The organism is Glutamicibacter sp. X7 (genome assembly GCF_054889245.1).
The window spans coordinates 961,264-976,827 of record NZ_CM142678.1 but is presented as its reverse complement, the minus strand read 5'-3'; the positions used below and the strand labels follow the sequence as shown (position 1 = coordinate 976,827).

General features: G+C 59.7%; 15 protein-coding genes. 3 read left to right on the top strand and 12 right to left on the bottom strand.

Features of this window, described 5'->3' with window-relative positions; all coding sequences use genetic code 11:
• Nucleotides 1–230 precede the first annotated feature (230 nt).
• The 8 genes from ACYU0X_RS04790 to tdh all read right to left on the bottom strand — a co-directional run bounded on the left by ACYU0X_RS04790 (nt 231) and on the right by tdh (nt 8,273).
• Nucleotides 231–1,067 carry a class II fructose-bisphosphate aldolase gene (locus tag ACYU0X_RS04790; protein WP_461902273.1) on the bottom strand — a complete coding sequence of 279 codons (837 nt, stop codon included), beginning with the start codon at nt 1,065–1,067 and terminating at the stop codon, nt 231–233.
• 16 nt (nt 1,068–1,083) lie between these two features.
• Complete coding sequence (locus ACYU0X_RS04785) at nt 1,084–2,013, bottom strand: 1-phosphofructokinase family hexose kinase (RefSeq protein ID WP_461902272.1); 930 nt, start codon at nt 2,011–2,013, stop codon at nt 1,084–1,086.
• On the bottom strand, nt 2,013–2,942 hold the full coding sequence (locus ACYU0X_RS04780) for an ROK family protein (protein WP_461902271.1): 930 nt from the start codon (nt 2,940–2,942) through the stop codon (nt 2,013–2,015). The genes ACYU0X_RS04785 and ACYU0X_RS04780 overlap by 1 nt, the downstream gene beginning before the upstream one ends.
• Before the next feature lie 9 nt (nt 2,943–2,951).
• Nucleotides 2,952–3,824 (bottom strand): SIS domain-containing protein, encoded by an 873-nt coding sequence (locus ACYU0X_RS04775; RefSeq protein ID WP_461902778.1) that lies wholly within the window; start codon nt 3,822–3,824, stop codon nt 2,952–2,954.
• A gap of 231 nt (nt 3,825–4,055) precedes the next feature.
• Nucleotides 4,056–4,553: a thiol peroxidase gene (gene tpx / locus ACYU0X_RS04770; protein WP_309408323.1), complete on the bottom strand. Its 498-nt coding sequence runs from the start codon at nt 4,551–4,553 to the stop codon at nt 4,056–4,058.
• Between the two features lie 74 nt (nt 4,554–4,627).
• On the bottom strand, nt 4,628–5,818 hold the full coding sequence (hutI, locus tag ACYU0X_RS04765) for an imidazolonepropionase (RefSeq protein WP_461902270.1): 1,191 nt from the start codon (nt 5,816–5,818) through the stop codon (nt 4,628–4,630).
• Between the two features lie 177 nt (nt 5,819–5,995).
• Nucleotides 5,996–7,210, bottom strand: coding sequence for a glycine C-acetyltransferase (locus ACYU0X_RS04760; RefSeq protein WP_461902269.1), 1,215 nt, complete (start codon nt 7,208–7,210; stop codon nt 5,996–5,998).
• Nucleotides 7,211–7,226: 16 nt separating this feature from the next.
• On the bottom strand, nt 7,227–8,273 hold the full coding sequence (gene tdh / locus ACYU0X_RS04755) for an L-threonine 3-dehydrogenase (RefSeq protein WP_461902268.1): 1,047 nt from the start codon (nt 8,271–8,273) through the stop codon (nt 7,227–7,229).
• Nucleotides 8,274–8,411: 138 nt separating this feature from the next.
• Between tdh and ACYU0X_RS04750 the strand changes: the two genes are divergently transcribed.
• The 3 genes from ACYU0X_RS04750 (at nt 8,412) to ACYU0X_RS04740 (ending at nt 11,285) form a co-directional block, all read left to right on the top strand.
• Nucleotides 8,412–9,377: a LysR family transcriptional regulator gene (locus tag ACYU0X_RS04750; protein ID WP_461902267.1), complete on the top strand. Its 966-nt coding sequence runs from the start codon at nt 8,412–8,414 to the stop codon at nt 9,375–9,377.
• 9 nt (nt 9,378–9,386) lie between these two features.
• Nucleotides 9,387–9,995 (top strand): GNAT family N-acetyltransferase, encoded by a 609-nt coding sequence (locus tag ACYU0X_RS04745; protein ID WP_461902266.1) that lies wholly within the window; start codon nt 9,387–9,389, stop codon nt 9,993–9,995.
• Between the two features lie 252 nt (nt 9,996–10,247).
• On the top strand, nt 10,248–11,285 hold the full coding sequence (locus ACYU0X_RS04740) for a YkvI family membrane protein (protein WP_461902265.1): 1,038 nt from the start codon (nt 10,248–10,250) through the stop codon (nt 11,283–11,285).
• Nucleotides 11,286–11,405: 120 nt separating this feature from the next.
• Here ACYU0X_RS04740 and ACYU0X_RS04735 read toward each other — a convergent pair whose 3' ends face one another.
• The 4 genes from ACYU0X_RS04735 to ACYU0X_RS04720 are packed head-to-tail and all read right to left on the bottom strand — an operon-like array spanning nt 11,406 to nt 15,475.
• On the bottom strand, nt 11,406–12,587 hold the full coding sequence (locus ACYU0X_RS04735; protein ID WP_461902264.1) for a Gfo/Idh/MocA family protein: 1,182 nt from the start codon (nt 12,585–12,587) through the stop codon (nt 11,406–11,408).
• 53 nt (nt 12,588–12,640) lie between these two features.
• On the bottom strand, nt 12,641–13,678 hold the full coding sequence (locus tag ACYU0X_RS04730) for an ABC transporter ATP-binding protein (RefSeq protein WP_461902263.1): 1,038 nt from the start codon (nt 13,676–13,678) through the stop codon (nt 12,641–12,643).
• On the bottom strand, nt 13,659–14,678 hold the full coding sequence (locus ACYU0X_RS04725) for an ABC transporter ATP-binding protein (RefSeq protein WP_461902262.1): 1,020 nt from the start codon (nt 14,676–14,678) through the stop codon (nt 13,659–13,661). The genes ACYU0X_RS04730 and ACYU0X_RS04725 overlap by 20 nt, the downstream gene beginning before the upstream one ends.
• Complete coding sequence (locus tag ACYU0X_RS04720) at nt 14,678–15,475, bottom strand: ABC transporter permease (RefSeq protein WP_461902261.1); 798 nt, start codon at nt 15,473–15,475, stop codon at nt 14,678–14,680. Before ACYU0X_RS04720 ends, ACYU0X_RS04725 begins: the two co-directional genes overlap by 1 nt.
• Between the last annotated feature and the right edge of the window lie 89 nt (nt 15,476–15,564).

The window sequence follows — 15,564 nt, the reverse complement described above, 5'->3', positions numbered from 1 at the left end:
TCGCAGGTGAACGTTTGTGCTTGTTTTTGGTACTTTGCATTCACCAAACGATCACTTCTCTACGATTATGGTGTGCCCTGAATCACTCGTCAAGAGATTTTCGATCTTTTTTCAGCGAAACAATCAAGAATCAATCAAAATCAATCTAAAGGAGTCCTAACATCTTGCCTCGTTGGTGAGCGCAGCATGCAGGAGAGCCATCGGCGGCACGCCGACGCAGGGATGCAGGCCTAGGTCGTCGCGAAAAGCTGCAATAAGCGAGCAGTCTCCGCGGCCATTGCGGTGCGCCCGGCCGCCACATATTTACGCGAATCCACCGCCTCGGGATGTGCTGCGAGCCAGTCACGGACCGCGCGGGTGAAGAAACCATTCAGGTGCGTGGAGACATTAATCTTGCGCATGCCTGCGGCAATACCCGCGCGTAGGTTCTCGTCGGAAACTCCGGAGGAACCGTGTAGAACTAACGGAACATCGAGACTCTGCGCGAGGCGCGAGATCAGCTCGGTATCGAGTTCGGCGCGCCGTTCAAGCATCGCGTGCGACGATCCGACTGCCACAGCGAGAGCGTCGACTCCGGTACGGGCCACGAACTCCAGGGCTTGTTCCGGGTCGGTTCGGACCCCGGGCGCGTGTGCCCCATCTTTCCCACCGATCTCGCCCAATTCGGCTTCCACGTAAATGTTCTGACGTGCCGCAGCCTCGACCACTCGGCGAGTACTTGCCAGATTCCGTGCATAATCTAGGTGCGCCCCGTCATACATCACCGATCCGAACCCAAGCTCAATTGCCTGATACACCAGATGTTCGTCTTGGGCGTGATCCAGATGGACAGCCACCGGCACCTGCGCTGCCCGCGCACTAGCCATAGTGGCAAGGGCGATCGGCTCCAGAGCCCCATGATAGGCCACACAATTTTCGCTGATCTGCAGAATCAAGGGTCGGTGGGCCTGTTCCGCGCCGGCGATCAGCGCCTGCGCGGTCTCGAGATGAATAACGTTGAATGCCCCCTGACCATATCCACCGGTGACGGCCTGAGTCATAATGTCGCGGGTTGGTACCAATGGCATGAATATCCAGCTTTCTTTAGAAGTCGGGCACGCTCTCGAGCAGGGCGTAGTTGACCTGCTCGAAAAGTTCGGCATGGGACGGGTGAGTGGCCCCTGCGGTCGGCATCAGTACCGTTGAGGCCGACCACGACACTGCTCGTCGCAAGGTCTGCTCCCGGTCCGCACCATCTAGCGCACTAGCCGTCAGGGCTGCGACGGCTGAATCACCTGCCCCCGTGGGATTCCCGGGAAGCGCCGTTGGCAAGAACGCATGAGCAATTCCGGCGGCTGAAGCGGAGAAGTGGAACAGACCATGTTCCCCCGCACTGAGGTAAACCTCGGGAGCACCGAGTCGTAGCAGTTGCGCAACGCCCTGGGCCACATCCGATGTACCAGTGGCTTGTCGGAGCTCGTGGTGATTTGGTTTGAGTACAGCCCCGGCTCGCGCTGCCTCGAGAAGCAACGCGCCGCTGGTGTCCACCACGGTCCACGCACTTTCGACCGCACGACGTACGAACTGTGTAAAATATTCCAACGTGGTCTCAGGCGGCCACGAACCACAGATGGCGACCGCCTGCGCCGCGGTAAGCTCCGCGCTAAAGGACTCCAACAGCGCTTCGCCTTCGTCCAAGCTCAACGGATGTCCCGTTTCATTAAAGATCGTGCTCTGCTGCTGGCTGAGAGCGTGAAAAGCCATCGAACGGCGCGTAGCGCCGGAGACCGCAATGGCGCTAAACGGCAGGCCCGTACTCTCCAACTCTTCCAACAACACGGCGCCGTTGATCCCGCCGGCGGTCAGTACCGAACGCGTGGCATAGCCTTGCTGATGTAAAACCCGTGCCACGTTCAGTCCCTTGCCGCCAGCTTGGGCGTGCCCGGTGTCCACCCGGTGGGAGGCGTCAAGATCGATGCGTTGTAGCGTGTAGCTCAAATCCAGTGCGGGGTTCGGCGTAAGGCAGAGAATCACTAGCTTTCCTCCCGCATCCGATCCCGAATGGCTAGCCAAGCTCCTCTGAGTCCCGCGTCGGCGCCAAGGCGCGCGGGCAGCACCTGAGGTAGGCGGTGGTAGGACAGCCGCGCGGCCAGCCGTGCCTGAAGATCATCAAAAAACGGGGACCCGGCTTGGGCAAGTCCGCCGCCGATAATGACCACCTCGGGGGCTACTGACGCTGCCAGCTGCGCCAGCGTGAAGCTCAGGGCATCGAGCGCTTCGTCGATAATGCGTTGCGCCACGTGATCCCCCTGCGCACGGGCGGCGAACACCTCACGGGCGCCACCACTTACTCCGGTGGCCTCGTAATAGCGTCGCGCAATCGCCCCAGCCGACCCCAACGTCTCCAAACATCCGGTGGCGCCGCAAGGGCAGGCTAACCCGCCGGGGACCTGGGCATGGCCCAACTCTCCGGCGTAGCCGCCGGAGAGCACCAGACGACCATCGACGACCAGTGCCGAGGCGATGCCGGTCCCGATAATCAGCACTGCAGCATTCTGTACACCACCGGGCACGTGGGCACCGGCGCCAAACTCGAGTTCGGCACGAGCCGCGCACGTGACATCGTGACCGAATCCCACGGGCAAAGCTAAACGTTGTTCGGCCATGGCGCGGAGCGGCACATCACGCCATCCGAGATTGACCGAATACAGCCCCACTCCGGCCTCGGCATCGACCAGTCCACAGACGAGCAGCCCAACCCCGATGGGCGATTGTGCCGACATCGCCCCAAGTCGGTCCGCCAAGTCGCTGAGCTGTTCGAGCACGGCCGTAGCACCGTCGCCGCCCGGCTCCGGGCGTGCGGTCGGCTCACGCAGAATATGTAACAGTTCTCCGTCCGCGGTAGCCAGTGCGGCCTTCACGTCGGTTCCGCCAACGTCGAAGAGCAGGTAGAACGCACCCATGCTTGAGGGTTAGCCTTCCAGGATCACGGAGCGGGTCAAGTTGCGCGGGGTGTCAGGGTCAAGCCCGCGGGCCCGGGCTCGATCCAACGTCACCTTATGGATTTGGGCTAACTCGGCCAACGGGTGCAGATCCCGGTTTAGATACAGCGCGCCGGTCGCGGCCATATCGCGGCTCAGACCTTCCGGCTCCTCGCCCAACATCCAGGTCACCCGGTTGGGTGCGGCGATGGAAATTGGTCCATGGCGATAGTCCATGGCCGGGTAGGCTTCGGTCCATCCCTGGACGGCTTCACGCATTTTCAGGGCCGCTTCATGGGCCAAGCCCACGCTGTAGCCACGTCCGAGGAATGTGAACTGCTCAGCCTGTAATAGGGCTTGATCGGTTTCCTCGGCGAGAAGCTCGCTGGCCTGCGTGATAGCCGGGCTAAGATCCATGCCGACGCTGGAGAGCAGGTACGCCAGCGCGCTGGTGGCGAAGCGCGTCTGCACCACGGACTGTTCATCGGCGTAGGGCAACTCGATCACCGCATCGACCTTGTCGCGCACCGGCGAGGACGTGTCACCAAGCAGGACCACGGAACGCAGCCCGGGCTCCACGCCCTCAAGTAGTTCCAGAACTTCGGAGGTCGTACCCGAACGAGTAATCGCCACCACCGCGTCGTAGCCGCGGCCAGCGATGCGTGCCTCGGAGGCCGCGAAGGCATCCGTGAGACCGTGGCCAGCCGCCTCCCGGGCGGCGGCATATGACTCCGCCATGAACCAGGAAGTGCCGCATCCGACCACAGCCACCTTCTGCCCCGGGGTCGGCAGAAGTTCTTCTTCCGCTTGCTGGGCAATGGCACGTTGCCACATGCTCGGCTGCGAGTGCAGCTCGGCCTCCATCTTGCTACCCAGATCAGCCGCTTCGCTCACGTTGTTTGGTCCTCTCGCCTTGTCGGTTGCCCGACAGCCATCCACTCATATGATGCTTTGTGATTGTTTTACCAACATTACAATCACAATCAATCCATAATCGAGTATAGGCGGGGAACGTTGAAAAGGAAACGGGTGCCTTAAATACGAATGGCCGGGATGCCCATTGGGGCATCCCGGCCATCCCGCCTTTGGCGGAGCTTAGCTCAGCTCGGCCATCACAGCATCGTAATCCGGTTCGGTGGTGATCTCCGGGACCACCTGGGTGTAGGACACCTTGCCCTGCTCATCGAGGATGATAACGGCGCGGGCCATCAGGCCACGCAGCGGGCCGTCGGCCTGAGCCACACCAAAGTCGTTCCCGAAGCTCGAGCGGAAAGTCGAGGCCGGAACCACGTTTTCCAAACCTTCAGCACCGCAGAAGCGGCCCAGTGCGAAGGGCAGGTCGGCAGAGGCGCACACCACGGTGGTGTTCTCCAGACCGGCTGCCAGTTCATTGAAGCGGCGTACCGAGGCGGCACAGACGCCGGTGTCCACCGACGGGAAGATGTTCAAAACAACGCGGCGGCCAGCCAACGATGCGCTGGTGACGTCGGACAGATCGCCACCGGTCAGGGTGAATTCGGGAGCCTTGGTGCCTACGGCCGGCAGTTCGCCAACGGTGGAGACAGGAGTTCCTTGAAATGCAGTAGTTGCCATACTCCACTGTCTATCACGAACTGCGCGGCCGCTTCCATCTGTGACACCGGGCACTCAGAGTCGAGAGGCCGAACCTAGAGTTCGCGGCGCCCGGCCCGGTAGACGGCATGAGTCAGCGCCATACCCGGACGGTACGCCAGGTGGGCCGCGCTTGGGGCATCGAGTACGTGCAGATCCGCGCGTTTGCCCACCTCGAGCGAACCTACGCGGTCCTGCACACCCAGAGCCAACGCGCCCCCGAAGGTCGCTGCCTCGATGGCCTGCTCGAGGCTCAGCTTCATCTGCAACACGGCGGTTGCCACACAGAAATTCATGTTGCTGGTGTAGCTGGTGCCGGGGTTGCAGTTACTGGCCAGCGCAATGCGCACGCCGCGTTCAAGTAGCTCGGCTCCCGGCGCGAACGGCATCCGCGTGGACAGATCGCATGCTGGCAGGCAGGTTGCCACAACACCTGGACTGCCGGAGCGCGAGGCGGCGTCCCACGCAGTCCAGCTTCCGGCGAGTGCCTCCACATCGTGCTCGTTGAGGAAGTTCACGTGGTCCACCGAGTGACTACCATACTCCACAGCCAGCGCCACACCCGGGCCCTCCCCGAGTTGATTGCCGTGTACCTTGGTGGCAAGCCCGCGAGCCTTCGCAGCATCCAAAACTCGGCGGGTCTGCGCCTCATCAAATGCGCCGCGCTCGCAGAAGATATCGACGAAGTCGACCTGATCGGCCACCGCCTCCAGCATCGGGCCGGCCACCAGATCGGTGTATTCATCCGCGTCGCTTCCAGCGGGCACTAAGTGAGCACCGAGGAAGGTCAGGGAATCCACAAGATCGCGGCCGAGCTTTGCGTGGCGCACTTCTTCGGTCAGCGAGAGCCCATATCCGGTTTTCGTCTCCATCCATGTGGTGCCGGTGGCGAGGGCCGCGGCGCGACGCTCGGCGACCATTTGGCGTAGTTGTTGTTCGCTGGCCTCGCGTGTGGCACCGGTAGTCACCGCGATGCCGCCGGCCGCGTAGGCTTGGCCAGACATGCGTGCGACAAACTCCTCGGATCGGTCGCCCGCGAAGATCAGGTGGCTGTGCGAATCGACCCAGCCAGGAAGCACCGCACGCCCTCCCAGATCGGTGACGATATCGGCGCTCGGGGCGTCGGTGGCCGCACCGATCCACGCAATCGTCTCACCGTCGATAAGCACCGCCGCGTCGCTGATCACAGTGCCCTGGGCGTCTACGGTGGTCAATTGGGCGATATTAGTTAAGAGTTCGGTGGCCACGGCCCCTCCAAGTACGTTAGTGGGAAGTCAGATGCATCTGCGCTCCACCCTAGCCTTGTCACCATCGCGCCGGGCGCCTCCTTGGCACGTTGAATCCGGGATTTCGGACAGCGGCAGGATGCACGTGTGGGTGCCCCCGTCATCAACGAGAGCACCCACTGAACAGCGTGCCGGTAACTACGCGTTCACGGCAGCGCGTGCTTCGCTAAATGCGCGCACACATGCGTCAATATCCTCGGGCGAATGCGCCGCCGAAAGCTGGACGCGAATACGAGCTTCACCACGCGGGACCACGGGGAATGAAAACGCGGTGACGTAGACCCCGCGCTCCAGCATGGCGGCGGCGATCTTTCCGGCCAACACCGCATCGCCAAACATCACCGGCACGATGGCGTGTTCCCCATCGAGCAGTTCAAACCCGGCGTCGGTCATCTTGTTGCGGAAGAGCTCGGCGTTGGCTTGCAACCTTTCGCGTAGTTCTCCCGAACCAACTACAAGTTCCAAGGCCTTCAAGGTTGCCGCAACGATGGCCGGGGCCAACGAGTTGGAGAACAGATAAGGACGGGCCTTCTGGCGCAGCATCGCAACGATTTCGCCACGTCCCGAGACGTAACCGCCCGAGGCGCCGCCCAGCGCCTTGCCGAAGGTACCGGTGTAGATATCTACGCGGTCCGAAACGCCAGCGTGTTCTGGGGTACCGGCACCGGTAGATCCCATGAAGCCCACCGCGTGCGAGTCATCGACCATCACCAGCGCGCCGTAGCGTTCTGCCAAATCGCAAATCTCTTGCAGCGGCGCCAGGTATCCGTCCATGGAGAACACACCATCGGTCACGATGATGGTGCGGCGTGCCCCGGCACCGTCATTGTGTTGCGCTGCGGCCTGCAGCTGACGCTCCAGGTCCTTCATATCCCGGTTGGCGTAGCGGAATCGGGCCGCCTTGGACAACCGGATGCCATCGATAATTGAGGCGTGATTGAGAGCGTCGGAAATGATCGCGTCTTCTTTGCCGAAGAGCGATTCAAAGACTCCGCCGTTTGCGTCGAAGCAGCTGGAGAACAAAATGGTGTCCTCGGTACCGAGGAACTCGGAGACCTTGCGCTCAAGTTCCAGGTGCAAGTCTTGGGTGCCGCAGATAAAGCGCACCGAGGCCATGCCGAAGCCACGCTGATCCATCGCTTGCTTGGCCGCGTCAATAATGCGGGCATCGTCGGCCAAGCCTAGGTAGTTATTGGCACAGAAGTTCAGCACATCGCCGGCCTGCTGACCCAGCTCACCGGCCTTGATGGCAGCCGACTGTGGCGAGTCGATGTGACGTTCGTGCTTGTAGAGCCCTGCGGTTTGCAGTTCGGCCAGCTCGCTGGCGAGCTGATCCTTGAGATCGGTATACATCTAAAACTCCCTTTGCTTAGAAGACGGTCCAGTCGAGCACAACCTTGCCGCCGACGCCGTTGCGCGCCGCGGCAAATCCCTGTTCCCATTCGGTGGCCGGGATGAAGTCGGTGACCACCGAGGCCACGCGTTCGCGAAGCACATCGGAGGAGGTCAGCATGGCGCTCATGGCGTACCAGGTTTCAAACATTTCGCGGCCATAGATACCCTTGAGGGTGAGCATATGGGTGACCACCTTGCCCCAGTCGATCTCGATGGACTCACTAGGCAAGCCGAGCATGCAGATCTTGCCGCCGTGGTTCATATTGTCGATCATTTCCGGCAACGCGGTGCGATGCCCGGACATTTCCATGCCGAAGTCGAAACCTTCGCGCATTCCCAGTTCGCGTTGCGCGTCATGAATTCGCGAGTTCGCCACGTTAATGGCTAGATCCGCGCCCATATCGCGAGCCAGTGCTAGGCGTTCCTCAGCAACGTCGGTGATAGCTACCTTGCGTGCACCGACATGGCGGGCGATAGCCACGGCCATCAAGCCAATGGGCCCGGCGCCGGTGATCAGGACGTCTTCACCCACCATCGGGAACTGTAGTGCGGTATGCACCGCATTGCCGAAGGGGTCGAAAATCGCTCCGAGCATTGGGGTGATACGTTCATCGTGGTGGACCCAGACATTGGCCTCCGGGATCACCACGAATTCGGCGAAGGCGCCGTCACGCTGGACACCCACGGAATTGACGTTGATGCACATCTGCTTCCGCCCCGCACGGCAGTTTCGACACAACCCGCAGACCACGTGGCCTTCACCGGAGACACGGTCACCCACCTTGACGCCCTGCACATCGGCGCCGACCTCGACGACCTCTCCGTAAAATTCGTGGCCAGGCACAAGCGGGGTGTTGATCATCGCCTTGGCCGCGTCATCGTAGGCCTCAATGTGCAGGTCGGTACCGCAAATACCGGCGGTCATCACCTTGATTTTGACCTCCGACGCACCGGTGCTCGGTTCCGGGCGGTCGACAAGTTCCAGTCCGGCATGCGGTCCAGATTTATATAGTGCTTTCATTGCGTCACGTCCTTTGCGGTGTGTGGCACAGGGTGCCGTGTCCCAAGCCATGGTTTCTTCCAGTCTGACACCGGCCCAACCCGTAAAACACCTAAGTTTGCCCGCGAATCTCTGATCTGATGATTTAGTGTTTACTTCATGGAATTGCACCAGCTTCGGATTCTGCGGGAACTAGGGGACCTGGGGAGCGTTAATGCCGTGGCCAAGGCGCTCTACGTCTCGCCCTCTGCGGTGTCGCAACATCTAGCCGCGCTGCAGCGTGGCTTCGATGCCCCATTGACGCGCAAAGAAGGCCGCTCGCTGGTTTTAACAACACAGGGGCAGTTACTAGCGACCGCGGCAGCCGCGGTAGCCTCGACGCTGGCCGAAGCCACCTCGAAGATTCATGCCCACGAGCAAGCGGTGGACACCCCCATTCGCATCGCCGGCTTCCACTCAATCGGTCAGACGATCTTCGCGCCGCTACTGACTACTTCCGACGATCGACTTCCACCGCTGCGGTTCTTCGATGAAGATGTTTCCCAGCAAGACTTTCCCTCACTCACCTCGAGCTACGATTTGGTGCTGGCACATCGAATGCCGCACACCGCCCCATGGCCCTCGGACCGCGTGAGCGTCGTACCGTTGGCCTTTGAGCCGCTCGACATCGCCCTGCATCGCGACCATCCACTTGCCCGCTTCGAAAAACTCACCCCGACTCAGGTCATCGATGAACCGTGGGTCGTCTCGAAGGCTGGCTACTCCCCCGCTGACGTACTTGAAACTATCGCCGCGCTGGCGGGCAGCGCCCCGCAAGTCGAACACCGAGTCAACGACTACGCCACGGCCGGCGCGCTAGTTCAAGCAAGTAACTGCTTGGGCATCTTGCCACGTTTCACCGCCCGAAAGTCCTTGGACGACTCGGTGACTTTACGACCAATTCACGGACTCAATTCTGGTCGACAAATCGATCTTCTTGTTCGCGCCGAGCACTTGCATCGTCGCCCTATCAACGAAGTCATTCACGCCATCCGCCGTACCGTTCGGCGCCTGGTGGGCACCGAGCACACCCGCGAGGGCACGGCCTCCACCCACACGTTTCCCGGGCCACCGACCGACGCTTAGACTTTTCCCATGACAAATATTGCCCCCGTCGTCCTGCGTGGAAAGTACGTAACGCTCGAACCACTTAGCCTTGAACACCACGACGGACTCGTCGCGGCCGCCAGCGACGGAGAGCTCTGGAACCTCTGGTACACCTCGGTACCGCGTCCAGAGCAGATGCGCGCGGAGATCGAACGTCGCTTAGCGATGCAAGAAAAGGGCAGCATGGTGCCCTTTACGACACGTCTGAACGACCCAGTCACCGACGAGCCAGGCAAAATCATTGGGATGACTACGTATTGCGATATCAACCATGAACTGCCGCGGCTGGAAATTGGCTATACCTGGAATGCTGCTAGTAGTCACGGCACGGGCAGCAACCCGGATAGCAAGCGACTGCTCTTGGGACACGCCTTTGAAACTCTAGGTTGCGTGGCAGTTGAGTTCCGCACGCACTGGATGAACATGCAATCGCGCACAGCCATAGCACGGCTCGGCGCCAAGCAAGATGGCGTGCTACGCGCGGATCGGCGGATGCCCGACGGCTCATTACGCGATACCGTCGTCTTCTCGATCCTCGCTTCGGAGTGGCCGCAAGTGCGTAGTGGACTGGATCTTCGAATCCAAAAGCGGCGCTAGCCTAGCGGATCATGCCCGGATTCACCCGCGCCAGGCGTGATCCGCTAAATATTCCCGCAATTCATTGACCAGCACAGTTGATTAAATCTAATGTGAGCCACATCAGATATATCAATAGTTGATCAATGTTGGGCCTAGTTAGGCCTCAGGGAGAATTAGCACGCAATGGTAGAACAAAGCTCAGTCCCGCACACCCGACGTGCCGCGGGGAAGGTTCGTCTCAGTCGGGTTCTGACCTACGCCGGAGCGATCATGGCATTTCTCATCGGTTCAGGCTTCGCGACCGGACAGGAAATCCTGCAATACTTCACCTCCTACGGCTATCAGGGCATTGTTGGTACGGGCCTGCTGGTCGCAGCACTAATGACGTATGTAATCGTCGAATTCTTCACGGCGGGTCAGCGCTATCGATTCGACAAGCCGTCACAGATCTACCACTATTACTGCGGCAAGATTGGCGCCACCTTTTTCGACTATTTCTCGATCCTCTTTGTCTTCTTGAGCTTCACCGTTATGGTGGCAGGTGCTGGCGCCGTCTTCGAGGAACACTACGGACTCTCAAAATACATCGGCGGCATTGGCCTGGCGCTACTGGTGGCCGCCAGCGTGTGGTTCGGCCTGAAGTCGCTTGTCGACATTATCGGCAAAATCGGGCCGCTGATCGTGATCATTGCAGTGGGCCTGGGCGTGCTGGGGATCGTACGCAATCCGCAGGGGATCTCCGAAGGCGCCGTTCTCTTGCCGTCATTAGAAGTAACCCAGGCCTCGAGCACCTGGTTCATGTCGGCGTTATCGTACGTGGGTTTCTGCATGCTGTGGCTCGCCGCTTTCCTTGCCGCCCTGGGTAAAACAGCACGCTCTAAGCGCGAAGCCGTCGCCGGCGGATCGCTCGGCGCCTTGGCTTTCTCGGCAGCCTGCATCATCGTGGCGCTGAGCCTACTGGCCAATATCACGCGGGTTGCAGGAACTGAAATACCCATGCTCGTACTGGCGCAGGACGTGAGTCCGCTTCTAGCCTCGGGCATCTCGGTCATGATCCTTACCGGCATCTACACCACGGCGGTGCCCTTGCTTTGGACGGTCTCCTCGCGGTTCTTCACCGAAGGCACCAGACAGTTCAAGTCCGCCACCGTAGGCTTAGCAGGACTCGGTACGGTGATCGGATTAGCCGTACCGTTTAGCCAGATGGTTAATGTCGTGTATGTCATCAACGGCTACGTCGGCATCGCCTTGCTCGTCCTGATGCTAATCAAGACAGGGCGCCGTGTAATCGCTGGGGAATGCGCCTGACCATACGCCACGGCTCCCTATTGGATAGCGAGACAGCAACCGTCAAGGCGACTGCATAGAGCAAAGTCGGACCCACCATTGGTGAGCCCGACCTTGCTGTTCGTGTAAGAATTATCGGCCCTAGCGGGCTACGATCGGTTCCTGATTCTGGGCGAAATACTCGACCACGTCGTTACTGAGCTCAGGCACTGTCAATGTTGAACCATCGCCACGGATCGACCGGGCCCCAAGATCGCCCACTGCAACGGCGGCCCGGGCGGCTAACGGTGAAGTATCGGTGGATCCACCTTCGCGGGCGAAGCGCAAGAATTCGGCAATCAAGTTTGGGTCTGCTCCCCCATGCCCATCCTCATCACCGAGCACCCGAATTTTTCTATCTGGTTCGACAAATCCGTGCGTGGTTCGCGTATTCCACAGGTGAATATAATCCCCGGGCCCGTCCCCGTAGTTTTCGATCCGACCGGCGGTACCGATCACCGTATAGTTCCTCCAATAGTCCGGCGTGAAATGACACTGCTGATAAGACGCCAGCACACCGTTATCCAACCGCATCTGCACCATCGAGAGATCTTCCACGTCCAAAGCTGGATTTAGATCGTGTTGCTTCAGCGGCGGCCAGTTCTCTACCGAGAACCACTCGCCCATTCGGCGATCGGTGTTATCCCGGCGATCGGTAACCTGCCCGTACACGGCTAGTGTGCCCAGTCCGGTCACTTGAGTGCTGTATCCACCAGCTAACCAGTGGATGACGTCAATATCATGCGCGCCCTTCTGCAAGAGCAGCGTATTCGTATAGCGACGTTCGGCATGCCAATCTTTGAAGTAATAATCCCCGCCGTTACCCACGAAGTGGCGGCACCAGACGGCCTTCACCTCACCGATAGCACCGCCCTCGATGAGTTCTTTCATCTGTCGGATCACAGGCATATGGCGCATATTATGTCCCACATAAAGTCGTGTTCCGGTGCGCTGGGCTGTCTGCAGAATTTCGTCGGCTCGTTCGATGGTGATATCCAGAGGCTTTTCGCAGAAGGTAGGAATTCCTGCCTCCAAAGTTCGCACCACCACGTCACGGTGCGTGTGGTCGGGCGTCAGCACCAGCACCGCGTCGACCCCGGCATTCAATAACACCTCGAGGTCACCTGTCACCACCGCATCGGGTACGGCTCGCCGGGCATCGGCGCGACCACGTTCACTGCTATCGCAGATCACGGTGATCTCCGATCCCTCCCCTGGACGCTGTACGTATCGGTAGAGCGAAGACCGCAGACCGAAACCTACGATGCCAACTTTCATATCCATAGAAACTCCTTGTGTGCCGTCTGCCCCCAGCGCTGAGGGCAGACGGCGGTAATTTAGGCAGACCGGACGGGTATCGGGCCGGGAAAAAAGCATCGGGCGCTGTGGTCCTCATCCACTACATCGAGCGTGGGTTCCTCTTGCGCACAGCGCGCTTGAGCGATGGGACAACGGGTATGGAACCGGCAACCCGACGGCGGATCGATGGGTGACGGCGGGTCACCTTGCAACATGATTAGCTCTCGCTTGGTACCGTTGCCCTGCCGCAATTCCGGGGCCGCAGACAGTAAGGCTTGGGTGTACGGATGCTCACTGTGGTCATACACCTGTGCGAATGTTCCGTGTTCAACGATCCGACCGAGATACATGGTGGCAACCTCGTCCGAAATATGCCGCACGATTTGGAGATCGTGAGCAATGAAAACAAAGCTCAAACCCAGTTCTTGCTGTAGGTCCTGAAGTAGATTCACGACCTGAGCACGAACTGACACGTCCAACGCGGAGACTGCCTCATCGCAAATCAACACCTTCGGGTTCAACGCGATTCCACGCGCAATACCAATGCGTTGTTGCTGTCCCCCGGAGAAATTATGTGGGTAGCGCCCCAAATGATCGGGATTGAGTCCGACCAGTTCCATTAATTCCTGCACCTTACGTCGCCTGCCCGATTCGGGAACGAGCCCAGGATGAATTTCGAACGGCTCACTGAGTATCTGTTCGATATTCATGCGCGGATCAAGCGCGGCGTAAGGGTCTTGGAATATAAGTTGAATATTCTGGCGCATGTGCCGTTTTTCAGCACCGCGCAGCGAATTAATATCCACGCCCTCGAATAGCACTTCGCCCTCGGACGGAGCTTCCAGCCCGGAAAGAATTCGGGCCAGAGTCGATTTTCCGCACCCAGACTCACCGATGATCCCGAGGGTCGAACCGAGCTTCACCCTGAGGTCGACGCCGTCGAGGGCACGGACGATTTTTTTCGGTGCGAAAGGCAGGGGACGGGCGATGGCGTAATGTTGCTTGACCCCTCGCAATTCCATGATCGGCGACGTGTTCGTTGCGCGGCGGGCTTGTTCAGCGACTATGTGCGGCATATGGCTGCACCTCCTCGTGATGGAAACAGGCGGTGGCTCGGGATTCGCCGAGCTCTGTGAGCGCCGGAACGCGTCCATTGCATTCTTCGGTGGCCAGCCAGCAGCGATTCGCAAACGAGCAGCCACTGGGCAAATTAAGCAGATCCGGCGGACTACCCGGGATAGCGGGCAAGCGGGAACCCTTCAGTTCCTCGCTGGCCACCGACTCAGCTAGCCCTCGAGTATATGGATGCCGTGGCGCGCTCAGAACTTGAGCAGTAGGACCTTGCTCGACAACGCGCCCGGCGTACATGACCGCCACATGATCGGTCACTTCGCGTACGACCGAAATATCGTGCGTAATAAGGATCAGTCCCATGTTGTGTTGAACCTGTTGTTCCTTGAGCAGCGCCAAAATTTGGGCCTGCACCGTGACGTCAAGCGCGGTGGTGGGCTCATCAGCGATGAGCAATTGCGGATCCAACGCCAAGGCCATAGCGATCACGATGCGCTGTCGCATGCCGCCAGAAAACTGGTGCGGATAGTCGTTGACACGACTGCTTGCAGCCGGAATCTTCACACGATCCATGAGTTCTATCGCGGCTCTCTTGGCTGCGGCACGGCTGTAACCGCGATGGACCCGAAAAAGCTCACCAATTTGCCGGCCCACCGGATGCACTGGGTTGAGGGCGCTCAGCGCATCTTGGAAAACCATGGCCATCCGTGGGCCGTTCAAGCTTCGTCGAACCTTTGAGGGCAAGCTCAATAGGTCTTCACCCTCAAGCATGATCTGTCCACCAACAACTCTGGCCGGAGGCGTATCCAGCAGGCCCATGATCGTGCGGGCGGTTACAGACTTGCCGGATCCGGATTCACCAAGAATACCGAGGCTTTGACCGGCCGAAACTGACAGATCCACCCCATTTATGGCCGTGGCGATTCCCTGACTGGTAGAGAATTCCACACGCAGATCGCGCACCTGTAATAACGGAGTCTGCTTCGCATCTGTTTGATTGCTCATCACTTACCCTTGGGATCGAACTCATCGCGCATGGCTTCACCGAATAGGACGAAGCCGAGCACGGTAACGGTCAGGAAAACTGCAGGGAATATCAGCAAATGAGGAGCTGCGTCGATGTAGTCACGGGCTGCGGCTAGCTGCAGGCCCCAAGATACAGCTGGCGGGGTCAATCCGATGCCGATAAAGGTCAGTCCGGCCTCGGCCGAGATCATCCCGCCCACGCCCAGTGTCTGCAAAACCAACAGCGGAGTGATGGCGTTGGGAACGATATGCTTTCGGATAATACGAGAGTTGCTGGCTCCAAGGAGCCGTGCGGCCTGAACATATTCGCGATTGCGCACTTCGAGCACGGACGAGCGCATAAACCGTACCCCGCCGGGCCAACTAAACAGGGCTAAGGCAAAGATCACGGTCCATACATTGCGCTGTCCGAACAGCTGAAGCACTACGATGGCAGCCAAGATAAAGGGCAATCCAAAGGCCATATCGCATATGCGCGAGATGACTGCGTCAATCCAGCCTCCGAAGTAGCCGGCGATAGCTCCCACCGCAGCGGCGATGGCGAAGGCAATCAGCGAGACCACTATGCCCACGAGAATTGAGGCGCGTGCCCCGTAGATGACGTTAGTGTAGTAGTCGCAACCTTGAACGTCCATGCCGAAAGGGTGCTGCGCGCTGGGCGGTAGGTTGGAATTGAGGATGTCACAATTCTCGGTCGGCCCCGGACCGAAGCCGGTGAAGATTTGCGGAAAGGCCGCCATCAGAATCACCAAGAGCACGATGGATCCGGAAATCATGAAACGCGGTCGAAGCCACCAATGGTGGTGCCCTCCTTTGGTCTTCCCGGGGATACGCGCAGCCGCCTGCGCACCTTCTGTGGGAGTTA

What these genes read in the sequence shown, in the direction of transcription:
- ACYU0X_RS04790 (WP_461902273.1), bottom strand. Translation starts at nt 1,067, where the DNA reads ATGCCATTGGTACCAACCCGCGACATTATGACTCAGGCCGTCACCGGT.
- ACYU0X_RS04780 (WP_461902271.1), bottom strand. Translation starts at nt 2,942, where the DNA reads ATGGGTGCGTTCTACCTGCTCTTCGACGTTGGCGGAACCGACGTGAAG.
- ACYU0X_RS04775 (WP_461902778.1), bottom strand. Translation starts at nt 3,824, where the DNA reads ATGGAGGCCGAGCTGCACTCGCAGCCGAGCATGTGGCAACGTGCCATT.
- tpx (WP_309408323.1), bottom strand. Translation starts at nt 4,553, where the DNA reads ATGGCAACTACTGCATTTCAAGGAACTCCTGTCTCCACCGTTGGCGAA.
- ACYU0X_RS04760 (WP_461902269.1), bottom strand. Translation starts at nt 7,210, where the DNA reads ATGTATACCGATCTCAAGGATCAGCTCGCCAGCGAGCTGGCCGAACTG.
- tdh (WP_461902268.1), bottom strand. Translation starts at nt 8,273, where the DNA reads ATGAAAGCACTATATAAATCTGGACCGCATGCCGGACTGGAACTTGTC.
- ACYU0X_RS04750 (WP_461902267.1), top strand. Translation starts at nt 8,412, where the DNA reads ATGGAATTGCACCAGCTTCGGATTCTGCGGGAACTAGGGGACCTGGGG.
- ACYU0X_RS04745 (WP_461902266.1), top strand. Translation starts at nt 9,387, where the DNA reads ATGACAAATATTGCCCCCGTCGTCCTGCGTGGAAAGTACGTAACGCTC.
- ACYU0X_RS04740 (WP_461902265.1), top strand. Translation starts at nt 10,248, where the DNA reads ATGGCATTTCTCATCGGTTCAGGCTTCGCGACCGGACAGGAAATCCTG.
- ACYU0X_RS04735 (WP_461902264.1), bottom strand. Translation starts at nt 12,587, where the DNA reads ATGGATATGAAAGTTGGCATCGTAGGTTTCGGTCTGCGGTCTTCGCTC.
- ACYU0X_RS04730 (WP_461902263.1), bottom strand. Translation starts at nt 13,678, where the DNA reads ATGCCGCACATAGTCGCTGAACAAGCCCGCCGCGCAACGAACACGTCG.
- ACYU0X_RS04725 (WP_461902262.1), bottom strand. Translation starts at nt 14,678, where the DNA reads ATGAGCAATCAAACAGATGCGAAGCAGACTCCGTTATTACAGGTGCGC.
- ACYU0X_RS04720 (WP_461902261.1), bottom strand. Translation starts at nt 15,475, where the DNA reads ATGATTTCCGGATCCATCGTGCTCTTGGTGATTCTGATGGCGGCCTTT.